This is a genomic window from Bacillus sp. EKM420B, assembly GCF_011065565.1.
Classification (GTDB): domain Bacteria; phylum Bacillota; class Bacilli; order Bacillales; family Bacillaceae; genus Bacillus; species Bacillus velezensis.
In genome coordinates, this window is the sequence record NZ_JAAMNX010000002.1 from 465,341 (window position 1) to 481,839 (window position 16,499).

The following is a 16,499-nucleotide window of genomic DNA, read 5'->3' on the forward strand; positions in this document are numbered from 1 at the left end:
GCTTCACCTTCCTTCATTTGGTGGATATTATTGTATCATGAAATGTTACGGTATGAAGGAGAAATTTTTTTATTGTTTTCGTTACGTAACAACTGAGGATTATTTCTTATCGGAAAGTAAATAGTGTGTGAGCTTTTCTTTCAGGAAAGTGGATGCCGGCGATGCCGCTTTTTATACTTGAGAAAATTTGTAAAGGGGCTTGCCATGAATACTTCAACCATCGGTACGAAACAAATGGTCGTCAGTCCGCATTATCTTGCTTCTCAGGCGGGGGCCGGCATTCTGGAAAAGGGCGGAAACGCGTTTGACGCGGCAGTGGCGGTCAGCGCCTGCCTGGCAGTCGTGTATCCGCATATGACGGGTCTTGGCGGGGATTCATTTTGGCTCACTTACCATAAAGAAACGGGACGAATCAAAGCTTATAACGGGAGCGGCCGTTCAGGGAAGCATGTGACGAGAGACTTGTATCGGGGCAGAGAAGCGATCCCTCTGCGCGGGCCAGAAAGCGCCATTACCGTTCCGGGAATGGCGGACAGCTGGGATGCCGTGCTTTCGGCGTACGGGCGTCTTTCGCTCGCTGAGGTGCTGAAGCCTGCTCTTGATTATGCTGCAAACGGATTTCCAGTGTCCGCCGACCAGTGCGCCCACACAGAACGCAATCTCGCTCTTTTAGCCTCAACACCTTATACCTCAGCCATTTTTACGAGAAACAAAAAAGCGCCCATGCCCGGTGAACGGTTTGTCCAGAAGGATCTGGCGGCCAGCTTGGAACAGCTTGCCGAGAAAGGCAGAGGCGCTTTTTATGAAGGAGATCTCGCTCAAAGCATCACATCCTTTCTGCAAAACAACGGCAGCCGTCTGACACTTGATGACTTTAAAGCCCACCGCGGCGAGTGGACGAACCCGGTATCCTCTGATTACCGCGGGTACCGCATCTATCAGGCTCCGCCGAATTCACAGGGCTTTACAGGCTTAATGACGCTCAATATATTGGAAAACTATGATTTTTCTCAGATTGAACACGGTTCCTTTGAATATTATCATCTGCTGATCGAGGCGCTGAAGAAGAGTTTTCAGCACCGGAATGAAGTGCTGACAGATCCGGCATTTTCTCATATTCCGCTGGATCGGCTGCTTGATAAACGGTATGCAAAGCAGCTGGCGGAAGAAATCGGTTACACGGCTGCGCCGGCGGTAAGCCGTCCGGTCGGAAGCGACACTGCTTATGCCGCCGTCAGAGATGCGGAAGGAAATGCCGTTTCCTTTATACAGAGCCTCTATTTCGAGTTCGGATCTGCCGTTACGGCGGGGGAGACGGGTATTTTACTGCAAAACCGCGGGTCATTTTTTTCGCTGGATGAATTCCATGTCAATACGCTCGAACCCGGCAAGCGGACGTTCCACACCCTCATGCCGGCGATGGCCTGTAAAGAAGGAAAGCCGCACATCCTGTACGGAACCCAGGGAGGAGAAGGCCAGCCGCAAACTCAGACAGCGATGATTACGCGCATCATTGATTACAAAATGGACCCGCAGCAGGCGATCAATGAGCCGCGCTGGGTCTGGGGACGGACATGGGGAGAGGAGTATGAAGGGCTGAGGGTTGAAAGCAGAATCAGCCCTGAAACGAGAGAAGCCCTAAGGCAGAGCGGCCACCGCGTCGAGACCGTTGGTGATTTTAACGGGCTTATGGGCCATGCGGCAGCGATCGTCATTGATGAAGAAGGCTTTCTCCAAGGCGGGGCCGACCCGCGCGGCGACGGAGCGGCCGCAGGAGTATAGAGCATGATACGCTAACTGATGAAAAAAATAAGCGCGCCAAGCGCGGAAGAAAGACCTGCGTAAAACGAATCGTACACATATTGCTTTTCCTCCCGCCGGTGCCGCCATTCCATTAAGCCGCTGCAGCAAAATAGCATGGAAACAGCTCCGGCAAATACGTCCATTTCATTGAAAAAAGTCACCGCTGCGATGCCCGTAATAAGCAGTGTGATTTCGATTAATCGATGTGTGCCGTTTATCGGCTTCTGCTTTTTAACAGGCTTTGGCAAATGGAGAACTTTGAAGGCGAATACTTGAAACATAAGGCTGAGCAAAATAAACACGGCTGAAAAAATCAGTAACTGAAATCCATCGTCAGCCTCCTGAAAATGTGTCACTCGTTTCGTATGGGAGAGGGCCTTGTAAGTTTCAGCATTCTATAAGACATTAGGCAGAGTTTAATGGTAAAAGACTCAAAAAGACCCCTTTCGAAAGGGGTCTTTTTGACTAGTTTCTTCTATTATAATGGTTCCTGCTTCAGGTCGGGCGGACGAGCGTATATGTCTTCCCGAGTCTGGCGTATTCATTCCCCGCGAGCCTTGCCGCAGGCTTCAGCTCATCTGTCCGTATGTAGCCTTTATCGGCGTCATATACTTGGTCATTCAAATGAAAACAAACGACTCTGCCGATGATGAGGTCTGTCGTCGTTTCTCCGCTGTCATTTTGAAACGGAAGATGGCGTTCGAGTATACATTCAAACCTGACTTTTGCTTCTTTTATACCGGGAACGCTGATGCAGGCGCTCTCTGTCACAGAAAGGTCTGTCATGCCAAGTTCACTGACATCAGGATCAAGCCTTGCCGCCGTTTTGTTAATGTCTTCAATAATGGACTCATCACTGACGTGCACCACGAATTCCCGATGAGCGATTGCGTTTCTCGCGGTGTCTTTCTGCCGTCCGTCCGCGCGGCTGACAGAGATGGCCAGAAGCGGCGGTTCTGCGGAGACAACGTTATAGAAACTGAAGGGCGCCGCGTTTACGGCGCCGTTGATGGATGACCGCGTCGTGACAAATGCGATCGGCCGGGGAACGACTGTGCCCGAAAGCAATTTGTAAGTGTCTTTTGCGTTCAGTTCGTCTGCTCGTAAGATATGCATGATTTCGGCCGCCTTTCTTTATCGTATGACCTGATTATACAGAAAGAAAATTCGGAAACACAACAAAAGAAAACCGGCTGCATATCTTATCACGTGGCATATATCTGATTGAGGAAAAAGGCTTCCGTTTAGCCGGCAGCCTATTTACAAATGGCGTTACTTGTAGTTTTTCTTTACAACCCAGATGTTCCCGTCTTTCCAGTACTCTGTTTTGCTGCAGTAATCGTCTTTTTTGCAAGGGTCTTTTTTATGAGGACGATAAGGTTTTTTCTGCGTGCGTTTTTTCTTGCGGCGGCATGATTTTTTGTGGCTGCGAGATTTTTTGTGAGAGCGGCACGATTTTTTACGGCTGCGAGATTTTTTGTGAGAACGGGACTTTTTATGACTGCGAGATTTTTTGTGAGAACGGGACTTTTTATGGCTGCGAGATTTTTTGTGAGAACGGGATTTTTTATGGCTGCGAGATTTTTTGTGAGAACGGGATTTTTTATGGCTGCGAGATTTTTTGTGAGAACGGCACGATTTTTTATGGCTGCGAGATTTTTTGTGAGAGCGGCACGATTTTTTATGACTGCGAGATTTTCTCTTCTTACTGCTTTTTGGTTCTTGGTACAAATAATCTTCCAATCCCTCGGTGCTTGCGGACTTTACTGCTTCTTCGATATCAGAATGGGAATAGTGGCCCATTTTGAAACCTCCTCATGATATATGTTTTAAGGATGCGATCCTTACTACCACATAGTACGCATGAATGAAAAAAGTGTATGTGTGATTCGCTGAGTTTTATATAAAAAGCACAGCCTAAATTAATACAGGGAGGGTTACTGATGAAAGACCAATCAACATTGCCTCTGTACCAGCTGTTTATTCACCCGAAAGACTTAATGGAGCTGAAAAAAGACATTTGGGATGATGATCCGGTGCCCGCGGTGCTGAGAGTGAATCAAAAACGGCTTGACATTGATCTGGCGTACCGCGGCTCTCATATAAGAGATTTCAAGAAAAAATCGTATCACATCGCTTTTTATTCGCCGAAAACATTTCGCAGGGCGAAAGAGATACATTTAAACGCTGAATACAAAGATCCGTCGATGATGCGGAATAAGCTGTCTCTCGATTTCTTCGCGGAGCTTGGGACGCTGTCACCAAAGGCGAATTTCGTAACCCTGCAAATCAATGGCAGACATGAGGGGGTGTATCTTGAGCTGGAGTCAGTGGATGAATATTTTCTGGCGAAACGGAATTTGGCGGAAGGGGCTGTTTTTTACGCGGTTGATGACGACGCCAATTTCTCCCTCGTCAGTGATCTGGAGCGGGATACGAAAACATCGCTCGAACTTGGTTATGAAAAGAAAACGGGAACGAAAGAAGACGATTTATACTTGCAGGACATGATCTATAAAATTAATACCGTGCCGAAGTCAGAGTTCAAGGGGGAGATCGTCAAACACTTGGACGCCGATAAGTATTTGCGGTGGCTTGCGGGCATCGTGTTTACCTCAAACTACGATGGATTTGTTCATAATTACGCTTTGTACCGGAATCATGAAACGGGACTTTTTGAAGTCATTCCGTGGGATTACGATGCGACGTGGGGAAGAGACATTCACGGTGATCGGATGGACGCCGATTATGTCAGAATACAAGGGTTTAATACCTTGACTGCAAGGCTTCTGGATGAACCGTATTTCCGCAAAGCGTACAAACAGCTTTTGGAAGAAACGCTTCAGACCCGGTTTACCATTGAACATATGAAGCCGAAGGTCATGTCACTGTATGAGCAGATCAGGCCGCATGTCGCAAAGGATCCTTATAAGAAAGAGGAGATTGATTGCTTTGACCGGGAGCCTGATGTGATTTGCGAATACATTAAGGAGCGGTCCGCCTTCATCAGCAGTGAGTTAGAGCGGTGGAATATCTGATTTGGAAATGAAGAAAGATTTTTTACAAATAGGCTGGTGAATCAGTTCCCGAAAATAATCGTGATACGTATATATGCATTATGCTTTTTACATTATGAGAAAAATGACTAGGAGGACAATAGATGAAACGCAATACGAAGCGGCATCGGTCTGATGACAACTTTTTGCATGCAATGGAAGGAAAAGTAATTACTGTCTACCGGGGAGGCCCGGAGTCCAAGACAGGGAGATTAGCAGACATTCAATCGGATTATATCGCTCTTCAGGTTGATAATAAAATCGTTTATTATCAATGGAAACACGTGAAAAGTGTGACGGAAAATACGAGTGAAACCGTATCGCCGGCCGAAGCGGCAGAATGTGAAAAAGCTGATGATTTTCAAGACCTGATCAGCCGGATGACCAATCGCACGGTGCAATTGAATCAGGGAGGTCCCGAATCGAAAAGAGGAAAGCTTCACGAAACAGGGGAGGATTTTCTCGTGCTGGAAACGGAAGATGACGGAATCGTATATTTTAACGCCGACCATGTCAAAAGCATCAGCGCGGAACAAGAAGAGGACGGCCAAGAGGAGGAGCGCCCGGAATTTGAAATGGCTGATGATTTTCACGGCATATTTAAACGCCTGATCCACAAATGGGTATCCATCAACCGCGGAGGTCCTGAAGCCGTTGAAGGTATACTTGTGGATAATTCCGACGGCCACTACACTCTTGTGAAAGATAAAGAAGTGCTGCGTATCTATCCTTTTCATATCAAGAGCATCAGCGAAGGGGCAAAAGGAGCAGCTAAAAAAGAGGAGAATAAAGACGACGAGAATAAAGGTGAGAAAGAGAGCGCCGAAGAAGAAAAGTCACATGAAGAAGAATCACGCGAAGAGCAGCGTACTTCCTCTAAAAAGTCGAAAAGATCATCAAGATCCGTTCGATCCTCAAAACGGGAGGAAGAGAACTCTTATAGCTACGCCACTGTATTAAGGACAATAGATTATCGGTGGAAACACGGCCGTAAATGATTGGAAAGATTGTCCGTAAACGCGGGAGAGGGGGGAATGAAATGGCTGGATTAAGCAGATTTCTGGATAAACAAGTCGATATTGAGATATCGGGGAATACGACATTTTCAGGAACTCTTTTGGATATCGGTCAGGATATCATTGTGATTCATGACGGCCGGACGTTTCTTTATATTCCGCTGCTGCATCTTCAGAGGATGACATTGACGCTCCCGGACGAAGAGAATAAAGAGCCGTACGCAAGAAAAAAAAGTCCGCATCCCGAAAAACAGGAACATTCATTTTCTTATCGGAATACCCTCCAGCATATAAAAGGCAGATTTACAGAAATATTTGTTACGGGAGACCGTTCCATCCATGGGTATGTGACAAGTGTTTTAAATGATTATTTTGTTTTCTTCTCTCCGGTTTATAAGACTCTTTTCATCTCGATGCATCATTTGAAATGGCTGACACCCTATTCCGATGAGCAGACGCCGTATACTTTAAACAGTTCAGAGCTGCCGGTTGTTCCCGCTAATGTGCCCCTTGTCCGGAATTTTGAGGAGCAATTAAAAAGATATATCGGGAAGCTGATTATTCTGGATTTAGGAGATATACCGAATAAAGTGGGGCTGTTACAGGATGTCTCAGATAATATTCTTGAATTGACCAATGCAGACGGCGATACTGTTTTTTGGAAATTGAATCATTTAAAAACCATGCACCTGCCATAAATGATAAAACTGCCTCTCTTATACAGCAGGCAGTTTTTTTCATCGGAGCTAAAGGTAAATCCAACTGATCCAAACATATAAAACGGTAATGGTAAACACGACGGTGAGAGGGACAACGACAATGGTCGTTTTGATATATTCTGACCAAGAAACTTTTTCGCCGTGCTGTTTGATGATATGCATCCAGATCAGCGTGGCTAATGTCCCGATCGGCAGAAGCAATGATCCGATATCACTGCCGATAATATTAGCCAGATAAATGATTTTTACGGTTAATGGGTCGATGGACATTTCAGTTAATGTCAAAGTGCTGATCATTAAGGCGGGATGGTTATTGAACAAATTAGAGAGGACGGATGTAGCAATGCCCATAATAGATGCAGCGTGGGCAATGCTTTGTGAGACATAAGGCTCAATAGACTGAACAAGCAGCGCCGTCAGTCCGATATTATGCAGTCCGTAAATGATAATGTACATCGTGAAGGCAAAAATAAAGATATGCCAAGGCGCTTTTCTTAATAAGTCTGCCGGACCGATTTTTAAATAAAACCATCTCCAGCAAAGCAGGATGACTGAACTGATGACAGCCACGAGCGAAACGGATATGCCGTTGTAAGAAGCTGCAAACAGACTGATCCGGACGAACAATACAAATACCAAAACACAAAACATGATGTTCGTACGGCTGTTTTGGCTCAAGTCCGGCGGAGGCTGAAGCGGATGATATCGTTTGTGTTCCAGCGAATCAAAATGAACCGGAATATCGGGGAGCTGTTTCGGCAAACGGCGGTAAAAAACGGCAAACAGCAGAAAGGCCATAAACACCAGTCCCAGCGTGCCGGGGATAAACATCATATTGGTGTACAAATAAAGGTCCATGCCTATCATTTTGAGAGAAATTAAATTGACGATATTACTGACGCCGATCGGGGTGCTTGCCGCCGTCGCTATTAATACGCCGCTTATTAAATACGGTGTTTTCTGATGTCTTTTAAGTCCGAGATATTGTAAGACCAATAGTAAAATAGGAGTGGTGATTAATACGCTGCCGTCATTATTCAGAAAGAGCGTCATTGAAAAACAGAGCAGGTTGGTCAGCCAAAAAAGCCGGATGCCCGATCCCTTGGCGCGGTGAAGCAGTTTGGCCGCCGCCCAGTTAAAAAAACCGAAGCTTTCCAGCGCGATCGCCATAATCATTGTGGAGATAATGGTTATTGATGCTCCGGTGACTTTTGACCCTATATCCCCCAAATCATGAAAGGAAACGGTTCCGCATAACAAAACGAGAATGGCGCCCAGCGACGCCGGAACGGCTTCATTTAATCCCCCGGGTCTCCAAAATATAAAAATAATGGTCACAAAGAAAGAAATCAGGGTCAAAATGACGGTAATATGTGTAATGTGTTCTGCCTCCTTTTAGATGGGTCATTGCCGCCCCATTATTTTTATCCCTCCTGATCAGTTGTACTGTATGTATACGGGTACAGGTCGTAAGGTGTACTGAGCGTTTCTACCAATTTAGTAAAAATCCATAAAAGCACAAAAAAAGAGGCTGCTTTCGGCGGCCCTCTTTTTTATGCATTTTCCTTATCCGCCTGCAATAAAGCCTGGCGTTTATTCATAATATCCAGAAAATGTTTCAGAATCGGATTTTGATTATCCTTGCGGTAGGCAATGACCCATTCGGCAGTGAGCTGCGCCTGATTAATGCCGCGGTAGGCGACTTCGAGATTAAACAGCTTTTTAGCAGAAGAAGGCACGAAGGTTACACCGATACCGGCACTAACCAATCCGATCACCATTTGATACTCCGTCGCTTCCTGAACGATTTTCGGTTTGAAGCCCGCCTGCTCGCAGTAGTTTACAAACTCTAGGTATAAAGTCGGCCATGTTTCTTTCGACAGTGTGATAATCGGTTCATTTTTTAAATCCTGAATGTCGATTGTCTGTTTAGCGGTAAGCGGGTGCTGCTTCGGCAAAGCCAGAATGCACGGACTGCTCTGCACCTTTTCCATATGTAACGCGGAATGCTGTAAAGGCGGATGAAGGATGCCGATATCAATGTTCCCCTTCAGAAGTTCTTCCTGCTGTCTGAAAGAAGAAATTTCACGCAGATCAAGCTTGACGGAGGGAAATTTTTCGCGGAATTCCCGAATGATCGGCGGCAGAAATTCATATGTGGCCGAGCCGACAAAACCGACGACAAGGCGGCCGAGCTCTCCCCGCGCCGTTCTCTGCGCCATTTCAATCGCTTTGTCTATTTCTTCGATCGCGTTTCTGCTGTGTTTTAAAAAACTTTCTCCGGCAGCTGAAAGCTCTACAACCCGTTTCGTGCGCTTTAATAAGGTCACGCCGACTTCCTTCTCAAGCTGTTTGATCTGCTGGCTGAGAGGCGGCTGTGTCATATTTAACCGAAGCGCAGCTTTGCCGAAATGAAGTTCTTCGGCAACGGCAATAAAGTATTGAAGATGGCGAAGCTCCATCCTTATCCATTCCTTTCTCTTTGTTAATTATTCGTGAAACATATTAATCATACGGCGAATTGATATTGGAGGTCAATTTCCAAAGAGTGTATAGTGAATAATATCACAAATTACTTAAAATTTTATATTTAATATGCATAATAAGGAGTGAGGGTGTTGGCAAAAGCAACAAATGAACTAAAAACCTCTGAAAAAAATCGGGGGGCGGAGCTTGTTGTTGATTGCTTAGTGGAGCAAGGTGTCACACATGTTTTTGGCATTCCGGGTGCAAAAATTGATGCAGTATTTGATGCGTTAAAAGATAAAGGACCTGAACTGGTTTTATGCCGTCACGAACAGAACGCTGCATTTATGGCTGCGGCTGTCGGAAGACTGACTGGAAAACCAGGCGTTTGTCTCGTTACTTCAGGCCCGGGGGCATCCAACTTGGCGACCGGCTTGTTAACGGCTAATACAGAAGGTGATCCGGTAGTGGCGCTGGCGGGTAACGTAATTCGCGCAGACCGGTTAAAACGGACACACCAATCATTGGACAATGCGGCGCTATTTCAGCCGATTACTAAATACAGTGTAGAAGTACAGGAAACAGGGAATATACCAGAAGCGGTAACAAACGCCTTCAGGGCAGCGTCAGCAGGTCAGGCAGGCGCGGCTTTTGTGAGCTTTCCGCAGGATGTTGTGAATGAAATCACAAATGTGAAAAACGTACGCAGCGTGCCGGCGCCGAAACAAGGCCCTGCACCGGAAGAGGCGGTCAGCGCGGCTATCGCGAAAATCCAGACGGCGAAACTTCCCGTTCTGTTAGTCGGTATGAAAGGCGGAAGACCGGAAGCGGTAAAACAAATCCGCAAACTGCTTGCCAAAACAAAACTGCCTTTCGTAGAAACGTACCAAGGGGCCGGCACATTGTCCAGAGAGCTGGAAGACCAATATTTCGGCCGGATCGGACTGTTCCGCAACCAGCCGGGCGATCTTCTGCTTGAACAGGCGGATGTCGTATTAACGATCGGTTATGATCCGATTGAATACGATCCGAAGTTCTGGAACGTAAACGGTGACCGTGCTATTATCCATCTTGACGAAATCCAGGCCGATATCGATCATGCCTATCAGCCGGAATTAGAATTATTAGGCGATATCGCCGCTACGGTTAAACAAATTGAACACGACGCTGTGACATTTGATATGGGCAGCCGTGAAAAAGAAGTGCTGAGCGAGTTAAAACAGATGCTCACAGACAGCGAGAAGGCGCCAAGCGATCATAAATCCGACAGAGTGCATCCTCTGCAAATCGTCCAAGAACTGCGCAATGCAATTGATGACGACGTAACCGTCACTTGCGATATCGGTTCTCACGCGATCTGGATGTCCCGCTACTTCCGCGCTTATGAGCCGCTGAAACTGTTGATCAGCAACGGCATGCAGACATTGGGCGTAGCGCTTCCTTGGGCGATTGCCGCCACATTGGTGAATCCGGGTGAAAAAGTCGTATCCGTTTCAGGAGACGGAGGATTCCTGTTCTCTGCAATGGAATTGGAAACGGCAGTCCGCTTAAAAGCGCCGATCGTTCACCTTGTATGGAATGACAGCACATATGATATGGTCGCATTCCAGCAAATGAAAAAATACAACCGTACATCATGCGTAGATTTCGGAAACATTGATATCGTAAAATATGCAGAAAGCTTCGGCGCCACCGGCTTGCGCGTTGAGTCACCGGAACAGCTGGCAGACGTGCTGCAAAAAGGCTTGAACACAGAAGGCCCCGTCATCATTGACATTCCTGTCGATTACAGTGACAATGTCCATTTATCAAGCGACATGCTTCCGAAGCAATTCAAAGAAAAAATGAAAGCAAAAGCTCTCTAGCACTCTGCGCACCATGACCTGTTTTCTAAAACAGCCCAATTTAAAAGGAGTGAAGGGAATATGAAAAACGCAAGCGACATCCATATGATGAGCCGCGGAGAAAAAGGCTCACCTGAGGATCAGATCTATCAAGTATCCACAATGACATCTCTGCTGGACGGAGTATATGACGGAGATTTTGATATGGCTGACATTCCGAAGTTCGGTGATTTCGGAATCGGCACGTTCAACAAACTGGACGGCGAATTAATCGGATTTGACGGCGAATTTTACCGTCTGCGCGGCGACGGAACGGCTACGCCTGTTAAAGGCGGAGACCTGTCACCATTCTGCTCATTCACATTTTTCACGCCGGACATGACGCATACGATCGACGGCGAAATGACCCGTGAAGAATTCGAGCAGGAAATCGCCAGCCTTCTGCCTAGTAAAAACTTATTTTATGCGATCCGTTTAGACGGCGTATTTAAAAAGGTGCAGACAAGAACGGTAGAACGCCAGGAGAAACCGTACGTTCCGATGATCGAAGCGGTGAAAACACAGCCTGTGTTCAACTTTGACGACATTCAGGGTACAATCGCCGGCTTCTGGACGCCGGGTTACGCAAACGGCATCGCTGTTTCCGGATACCACCTGCACTTCATTGATGAAGGACGCAATTCCGGGGGACACGTGTTTGACTATGTCATTAAAGATTGTAAAGTGACCATTTCTCAAAAAATGAATATGAACCTCAAGCTTCCGAATACGGCGGACTTTTTCAACGCAAATTTAGATAATCCGAATTTTGCGAAGGATATTGAAACAACCGAAGGAAGCCCGGAATAAAATAAAAAAGAAAGCCTCATTTTTCTCGGGGGCTTTCTTTTTATTTGGCTGAACCGGCAAAGATTAGGTAAAATACAGTCAAAAGGGAAAGGTGTGGTAGCTGTGAAAGTATTGGTATTAGCGGTTCATCCTGACATGGACAACTCAGCGGTCAATAAGGCGTGGACAGAAGAATTAAAAAATCATGATGACATCACGGTCCGTGAGCTTTATAAAGAATATCCGGACGGGAAAATAGATGGGGAAAAGGAACGGCAGCTGTGTGAACAGTATGACCGGATCGTATTTCAATTCCCGCTGTACTGGTACAGTGCGCCTCCGCTTTTAAAAACATGGATGGATCATGTGCTGGCGTATGGCTGGGCTTACGGTTCCAAAGGAAAGGCGCTGCACGGTAAAGAATTGCTGCTGGCTGTTTCTGTAGGTGCCGGGGAGGATGCATATCAGGCAGGCGGGTCTAACCATTTTTCACTGAGCGAGCTCTTAAGGCCGTTTCAGGCAATGGCTAATTTTACGGGAATGACCTATTTGCCGGCTTTCGCGATGTACGGGGTTAGCAGCGCCGATGCTGCGGCTATCCGTGACAATGCCAAACGCCTGGCGGATTACATAAAGAAGCCATTTTAGAGTCGTATGCATTCATCTTCATCCGACAATATTTCCTGAGAAATATTTCGAACCTTAGACGTTTCTGACTGCTCAAGAAAGAAAAAACGGATTTCGCGCTGAATTTGCGAAATCCGTTTTGATATTATGTCAGTTTTTGCAGATCTTTTGTGCTGATATATCCCGTTGCGCCCCCGTAATCGACAAGCGCCCAGCCGAAATCAATGCCGCCGCCGGCTGTCTTTTTCCATCCGAGGAAAGAAACGCTCGTGTTTTTGGCAAGGGAAGCTTTGACCGCTTGTTTGTCTGTATATACTTTTGTTTTTGCCGTCGTTTTTACGGTTGTTGCTTCTTTAACAATATAATGAGTAGATACAAATCCTGTTTTTCCGTTTTTATAATGTACTTTTGCCCAGTCAGCGTTCTGGAATGAAACGATCTTTAAGCTGTCGCCTAAATGAAGGGTATCAGCTCTCGGACTGGCTGCTGATGCTTTTGTTCTGACGTTCAATGCTTCCGCGGAAACGAGATAAGAGTCAAGCGGGTAGCTGTACAGATCGTCAATTTTGACCGCTTCTTGCGCGTGTGTCTCCGGAAGAGGCGTTATTCCGGCAGCTGAAGCCGCTGATATTCCCGCTGCAAGGGTCAGAATGGATGCCGCTTTGGCTGTTTTCTTCATCTGTATCTCTCCTTTTACTTCATCCTTTCACGTTTTACCGGAAGTCTAAACATCGGCCGATTATTTTTGTGTTTGAAGTTTCAATGGAGCGGAAATGGTTTTTTTGACTTTTTCTCCTTTGAGCACCTGCTCCGCCGCTTCGGCCGCCAGTTTTCCGATCAGCTCCGGCTGCTGGGCGACCGTGGCTGTCAGCTTCCCATTTTTAATGGAAGAAATCGCATCTTTATTTCCGTCGAAACCGACGACCAAAATGTGTTTGCCTGAGCTGTTAATCGCTTCGAGTGCCCCGAGTGCCATTTCATCATTATGGGCGAACACGGCTTTGATATCCGGATGTCCCTGCAGCAGGTTTTCCATGACGGTCAATCCTTTTGTGCGGTCAAAATCTGCCGCTTGCTTCGTTACAACATCCAGCTTTTTGTCGGCAATATGATGAAAGCCCGTTCCGCGTTCCCGTGTCGCGGATGCGCCCGGCACCCCTTGCAATTCAGCCACTTTGGCGCCTTTTCCGAGCTGATCGGCGAGGTAGTCAGCCGCCATTTCTCCTCCTTTGACATTGTCAGAGGCGACAAGCGTTTCGACTTTGCCGTGTTCGGCTGAACGATCAAGCGCAATGACGGGAATGCCGAGGGAATTTGCCGATTCGACGGCTGTTGAAATCGCTGATGAATCGGTCGGATTGATCAGCAGCGCATCGACTCCCTGCTGGATCAAATCTTCTACGTCATTTGACTGTTTAGATGAATCATTTTGGGCATCGACAATAATGACCTTCATGCCCCGTTTTTTGGCTTCCTTTACAACGCCTTCTTTTAATGAAACGAAGAACGGATTGTTTAATGTGGAGACGGAGAGCCCGATAGTGAATTCTTTTTTATGTTTTGTGTTTGACGGTTTTGCCCATTGCGGCGGTTCAAGTGAACAGGCGGACAGCAAAAACAGTGATAATGCCGCGATCGTGATGATGGCTTTCTTCATAATGGTCCTCCTACTATGCCGATTTTTTGCGGTCCAGCAGCACCGCGATTAAAATGACGATTCCTTTGACGACGAGCTGATAAAAAGATGATACGCCGAGAAGGTTCAAGCCGTTGTTCAGTGTACCGATAATCAAAACCCCGATCAGCGTCCCGATGATGCGCCCTCGGCCGCCGGACAGGCTCGTTCCGCCGAGAACGACCGCTGCGATGGCGTCCAGCTCGTATGATTCCCCGGCCGTCGGCTGTGCGGAATTTAAGCGTGATGTCAGAATCGCTCCCGCCAGCGCCGATAATAAACCTGTCAGAGAATAGATCATGATCTTGATGCGGGGCACTTTGATTCCCGATATCAGCGCCGCCTTCTCATTGCCGCCGATGGCGTATGTCCGGCGGCCGAACGGTGTTTTGTGCAGAAGAACCCACAGGGCCGCAAATGCAATCAGCATCGTAATGGCAGGTACGGGGATGCCGAGAAAATAACCGCGCCCGAATAATTGAAATGCGTAATTTGAACCGAGCCCCGTAATCGGATTTCCGTCCGTATAGACGAGGGTCAGTCCGCGAAAGACGGTCATTGTCGCCAAAGTGGCGATGAACGGCGCCATTTTTCCTTTTGTGATTAATAATCCGTTTATCATGCCGAGTACGGCGCCGATCACGCAGCCGATGATGACGGCTAAGATCGGGTCGATGCCTGATACCATCATACCTGCGACCAATGCGCTCGATAAGGCGAGGATGGCTCCGACAGAGAGATCAATGCCTCCCGTTAAAATGACAAACGTCATTCCGAATGCAATCAGAGCGTTAATCGCAACCTGCCGAAGAAGATTGAGAATATTGAGGGGTTCAAGAAAACTCGGGTTTAAAACGGAAACGATCAGCACAAGAATCAGTAAGCCGAGAAACGGACCGAGTTTTTGCGTGAAGGTGTGAATGGAAAATTGCTTTTGTTCAGTTGATGTCATTGGTTCAGTTTTCATACTGCTGCCCTCCCGTGGCAAGTGTCATGATGTGTTCTTGTGTTGCGTCTGCCGTATTGATTTCTCCGCTGATGCGCCCTTCGTGGACGACGATGATTCTGTCACTCATACCGAGAATTTCCGGCAGCTCGGAAGACACCATGATGATGGCGACTCCGCGATCGGTCAGTTCATTCATTAATGAATAGATTTCCCTTTTCGCGCCTACGTCGACGCCTCTTGTCGGTTCATCAAGGATGAGAACTTTCGGGCCGATTCCGATCCATTTGGCGATGACGACTTTTTGCTGATTTCCTCCTGATAAATGCCGGGCGGCGGTTTCCGGAGATGCGGCTTTAATGGTCAGACGCTTGATGAGCAGCTCAACGAACTCCGCCTCGCGTTTTCGGTCAATGATGCCTTTCGGAGAGAAGCTGGTCAGGTTCGGCAATGAGATATTTTCACGAATGGACGTATCCAGCAGCAGCCCTTCATCTTTGCGGTTCTCCGTAATCAGGCCGAGTCCCTTGCGGATGGCATCGTACGGACCCCGAATGCCGGTTTTTCGGCCGGAAATCCAGATCTCTCCGGAATCGAGCCGGTCAATTCCGAATAGCGCCCTCATGATTTCTGTCCGTCCGGCACCCATTAAGCCGGAAACGCCGAGGATTTCTCCGGCGCTCACATGGAAACTGATCTGTGAAAAGCTTCCTTTTTTTGAGGCGTTTTTTACTTCGAGCACCTTATCGCCGAGTGACGGCGTGCGGGTTGGATACCGATCGGTCAGCTCCCGCCCGACCATTTTTTTGACCACTTCATCAAAATGAGTATCTTTCATATGCGCCGTATCGACAGTGAGGCCGTCCCGCATAATGGTGATCCGGTCGCAAATCGAAAATATCTCTTCCATTCGGTGCGAAATATAGACAATGGATACGCCGTCCCGCTTTAACGCCGTCATCACGTCAAACAGTTTGCTGATTTCCCGTTCGGTCAGCGCCGCGGTCGGTTCGTCCATAATAATGACTTCGGCGTTTGTCATCAGCGCTTTGGCAATCTCAATCATTTGCTGCTGGCCGACGGAACATTGTCCGGCTTCCCGGTCAAGAGGAAGAGAGACTCCCAGTTTTTCAAGCTGTGATTTTGCTAGCGCTTTCATTTTCTTCGTTTCCAAAACGCCGAACGCCGTCGTCAGCTCTTTGCCGATAAAAAGGTTTTCAAGCACCGTCATGTCCGGCCATATATTCAGTTCCTGATGGATAAAGGCGATTCCGTGCTTTTCGGCTTCCTTTGGATTGGAGAAGCTCATATTTGTTCCGTTTATCGTAATGTTTCCCTTGTCGAGCCGGTAGAGCCCGGTGAGCAGATTCATTAACGTCGATTTGCCCGCTCCGTTTTCTCCCATTAAAGCGTGGATTTCTCCCGGCAGAAGCTCAAATGAGACGCCGGAGAGCACTTGGTTTTTGCCGAATGCTTTATGAATGTCTGTCATGCTGATGTGCATGCTGGATCCCTTCTT

16 protein-coding genes are annotated in these 16,499 nt (G+C 47.3%); 7 read left to right on the forward strand and 9 right to left on the reverse strand.

The annotated features are described in order from the left end of the window. The first annotated feature begins 204 nt into the window (after positions 1 to 204). Positions 205 to 1,782: a gamma-glutamyltransferase gene (gene ggt / locus G9F48_RS07380; protein ID WP_165409286.1), complete on the forward strand. Its 1,578-nt coding sequence runs from the start codon at positions 205 to 207 to the stop codon at positions 1,780 to 1,782. 11 nt (positions 1,783 to 1,793) lie between these two features. On the opposite strand, the gene G9F48_RS07385 is transcribed toward ggt, so the two are convergent. The 3 genes from G9F48_RS07385 to cotG form a co-directional block, all read right to left on the reverse strand. Next, positions 1,794 to 2,084, reverse strand: a complete 291-nt coding sequence (locus tag G9F48_RS07385; protein WP_165409430.1) for a DUF4181 domain-containing protein — start codon at positions 2,082 to 2,084, stop codon at positions 1,794 to 1,796. A gap of 214 nt (positions 2,085 to 2,298) precedes the next feature. Next, entirely contained in the window at positions 2,299 to 2,919 is a 621-nt protein-coding gene (locus tag G9F48_RS07390) for a flavin reductase family protein (protein ID WP_121984242.1), read from the reverse strand. A gap of 156 nt (positions 2,920 to 3,075) precedes the next feature. After that, the gene (gene cotG / locus G9F48_RS07395; protein WP_102422826.1) at positions 3,076 to 3,606 is read right to left on the reverse strand and encodes a spore coat protein CotG; all 531 of its coding nucleotides are present in this window, start codon (positions 3,604 to 3,606) and stop codon (positions 3,076 to 3,078) included. A gap of 140 nt (positions 3,607 to 3,746) precedes the next feature. Here cotG and G9F48_RS07400 point away from each other — a divergent pair, with 140 nt between their 5' ends. The 3 genes from G9F48_RS07400 to G9F48_RS07410 all read left to right on the forward strand — a co-directional run bounded on the left by G9F48_RS07400 (position 3,747) and on the right by G9F48_RS07410 (position 6,573). After that, complete coding sequence (locus G9F48_RS07400) at positions 3,747 to 4,841, forward strand: CotH kinase family protein (RefSeq protein ID WP_015387604.1); 1,095 nt, start codon at positions 3,747 to 3,749, stop codon at positions 4,839 to 4,841. Positions 4,842 to 4,963: 122 nt separating this feature from the next. Beyond that, a complete protein-coding gene (locus G9F48_RS07405; RefSeq protein ID WP_146275672.1) occupies positions 4,964 to 5,857 on the forward strand; it encodes a spore coat protein in 894 nt (297 codons plus the stop codon). A gap of 41 nt (positions 5,858 to 5,898) precedes the next feature. Beyond that, positions 5,899 to 6,573 carry a hypothetical protein gene (locus G9F48_RS07410; protein ID WP_007407530.1) on the forward strand — a complete coding sequence of 225 codons (675 nt, stop codon included), beginning with the start codon at positions 5,899 to 5,901 and terminating at the stop codon, positions 6,571 to 6,573. Positions 6,574 to 6,621: 48 nt separating this feature from the next. Here G9F48_RS07410 and G9F48_RS07415 read toward each other — a convergent pair whose 3' ends face one another. Then, entirely contained in the window at positions 6,622 to 7,953 is a 1,332-nt protein-coding gene (locus G9F48_RS07415; RefSeq protein ID WP_165409287.1) for an arsenic transporter, read from the reverse strand. 194 nt (positions 7,954 to 8,147) lie between these two features. Beyond that, positions 8,148 to 9,056 (reverse strand): acetoin biosynthesis transcriptional regulator AlsR, encoded by a 909-nt coding sequence (alsR, locus tag G9F48_RS07420; RefSeq protein WP_003151316.1) that lies wholly within the window; start codon positions 9,054 to 9,056, stop codon positions 8,148 to 8,150. Between the two features lie 156 nt (positions 9,057 to 9,212). Here alsR and alsS point away from each other — a divergent pair, with 156 nt between their 5' ends. The 3 genes from alsS to G9F48_RS07435 all read left to right on the forward strand — a co-directional run bounded on the left by alsS (position 9,213) and on the right by G9F48_RS07435 (position 12,380). Further along, a complete protein-coding gene (alsS, locus tag G9F48_RS07425) occupies positions 9,213 to 10,925 on the forward strand; it encodes an acetolactate synthase AlsS (RefSeq protein WP_032857584.1) in 1,713 nt (570 codons plus the stop codon). 60 nt (positions 10,926 to 10,985) lie between these two features. Next, positions 10,986 to 11,753, forward strand: coding sequence for an acetolactate decarboxylase (gene budA, locus G9F48_RS07430; protein WP_003151318.1), 768 nt, complete (start codon positions 10,986 to 10,988; stop codon positions 11,751 to 11,753). A gap of 102 nt (positions 11,754 to 11,855) precedes the next feature. After that, a complete protein-coding gene (locus G9F48_RS07435; protein WP_003151320.1) occupies positions 11,856 to 12,380 on the forward strand; it encodes an NAD(P)H-dependent oxidoreductase in 525 nt (174 codons plus the stop codon). Between the two features lie 124 nt (positions 12,381 to 12,504). Here G9F48_RS07435 and G9F48_RS07440 read toward each other — a convergent pair whose 3' ends face one another. The 4 genes from G9F48_RS07440 to G9F48_RS07455 are packed head-to-tail and all read right to left on the reverse strand — an operon-like array spanning position 12,505 to position 16,484. Then, positions 12,505 to 13,038, reverse strand: a complete 534-nt coding sequence (locus G9F48_RS07440) for an SH3 domain-containing protein (RefSeq protein WP_024085887.1) — start codon at positions 13,036 to 13,038, stop codon at positions 12,505 to 12,507. A 60-nt stretch (positions 13,039 to 13,098) separates the two neighbouring features. Further along, a complete protein-coding gene (gene rbsB / locus G9F48_RS07445) occupies positions 13,099 to 14,016 on the reverse strand; it encodes a ribose ABC transporter substrate-binding protein RbsB (RefSeq protein ID WP_007407524.1) in 918 nt (305 codons plus the stop codon). Between the two features lie 13 nt (positions 14,017 to 14,029). Further along, positions 14,030 to 15,001 (reverse strand): ribose ABC transporter permease RbsC, encoded by a 972-nt coding sequence (gene rbsC, locus G9F48_RS07450; protein ID WP_165409288.1) that lies wholly within the window; start codon positions 14,999 to 15,001, stop codon positions 14,030 to 14,032. Continuing rightward, positions 14,991 to 16,484: a sugar ABC transporter ATP-binding protein gene (locus tag G9F48_RS07455; RefSeq protein WP_165409289.1), complete on the reverse strand. Its 1,494-nt coding sequence runs from the start codon at positions 16,482 to 16,484 to the stop codon at positions 14,991 to 14,993. Before G9F48_RS07455 ends, rbsC begins: the two co-directional genes overlap by 11 nt. Positions 16,485 to 16,499 lie beyond the last annotated feature (15 nt).

Excerpts from the sequence above, each read along its gene's own strand:
- budA (WP_003151318.1), top strand. The coding sequence starts at position 10,986 with ATGAAAAACGCAAGCGACATCCATATGATGAGCCGCGGAGAAAAAGGC.
- G9F48_RS07400 (WP_015387604.1), top strand. The coding sequence starts at position 3,747 with ATGAAAGACCAATCAACATTGCCTCTGTACCAGCTGTTTATTCACCCG.
- alsR (WP_003151316.1), bottom strand. The coding sequence starts at position 9,056 with ATGGAGCTTCGCCATCTTCAATACTTTATTGCCGTTGCCGAAGAACTT.
- G9F48_RS07385 (WP_165409430.1), bottom strand. The coding sequence starts at position 2,084 with ATGTTTCAAGTATTCGCCTTCAAAGTTCTCCATTTGCCAAAGCCTGTT.
- G9F48_RS07455 (WP_165409289.1), bottom strand. The coding sequence starts at position 16,484 with ATGCACATCAGCATGACAGACATTCATAAAGCATTCGGCAAAAACCAA.
- G9F48_RS07390 (WP_121984242.1), bottom strand. The coding sequence starts at position 2,919 with ATGCATATCTTACGAGCAGACGAACTGAACGCAAAAGACACTTACAAA.
- rbsC (WP_165409288.1), bottom strand. The coding sequence starts at position 15,001 with ATGAAAACTGAACCAATGACATCAACTGAACAAAAGCAATTTTCCATT.
- cotG (WP_102422826.1), bottom strand. The coding sequence starts at position 3,606 with ATGGGCCACTATTCCCATTCTGATATCGAAGAAGCAGTAAAGTCCGCA.
- rbsB (WP_007407524.1), bottom strand. The coding sequence starts at position 14,016 with ATGAAGAAAGCCATCATCACGATCGCGGCATTATCACTGTTTTTGCTG.
- G9F48_RS07410 (WP_007407530.1), top strand. The coding sequence starts at position 5,899 with ATGGCTGGATTAAGCAGATTTCTGGATAAACAAGTCGATATTGAGATA.
- ggt (WP_165409286.1), top strand. The coding sequence starts at position 205 with ATGAATACTTCAACCATCGGTACGAAACAAATGGTCGTCAGTCCGCAT.
- G9F48_RS07440 (WP_024085887.1), bottom strand. The coding sequence starts at position 13,038 with ATGAAGAAAACAGCCAAAGCGGCATCCATTCTGACCCTTGCAGCGGGA.
- G9F48_RS07405 (WP_146275672.1), top strand. The coding sequence starts at position 4,964 with ATGAAACGCAATACGAAGCGGCATCGGTCTGATGACAACTTTTTGCAT.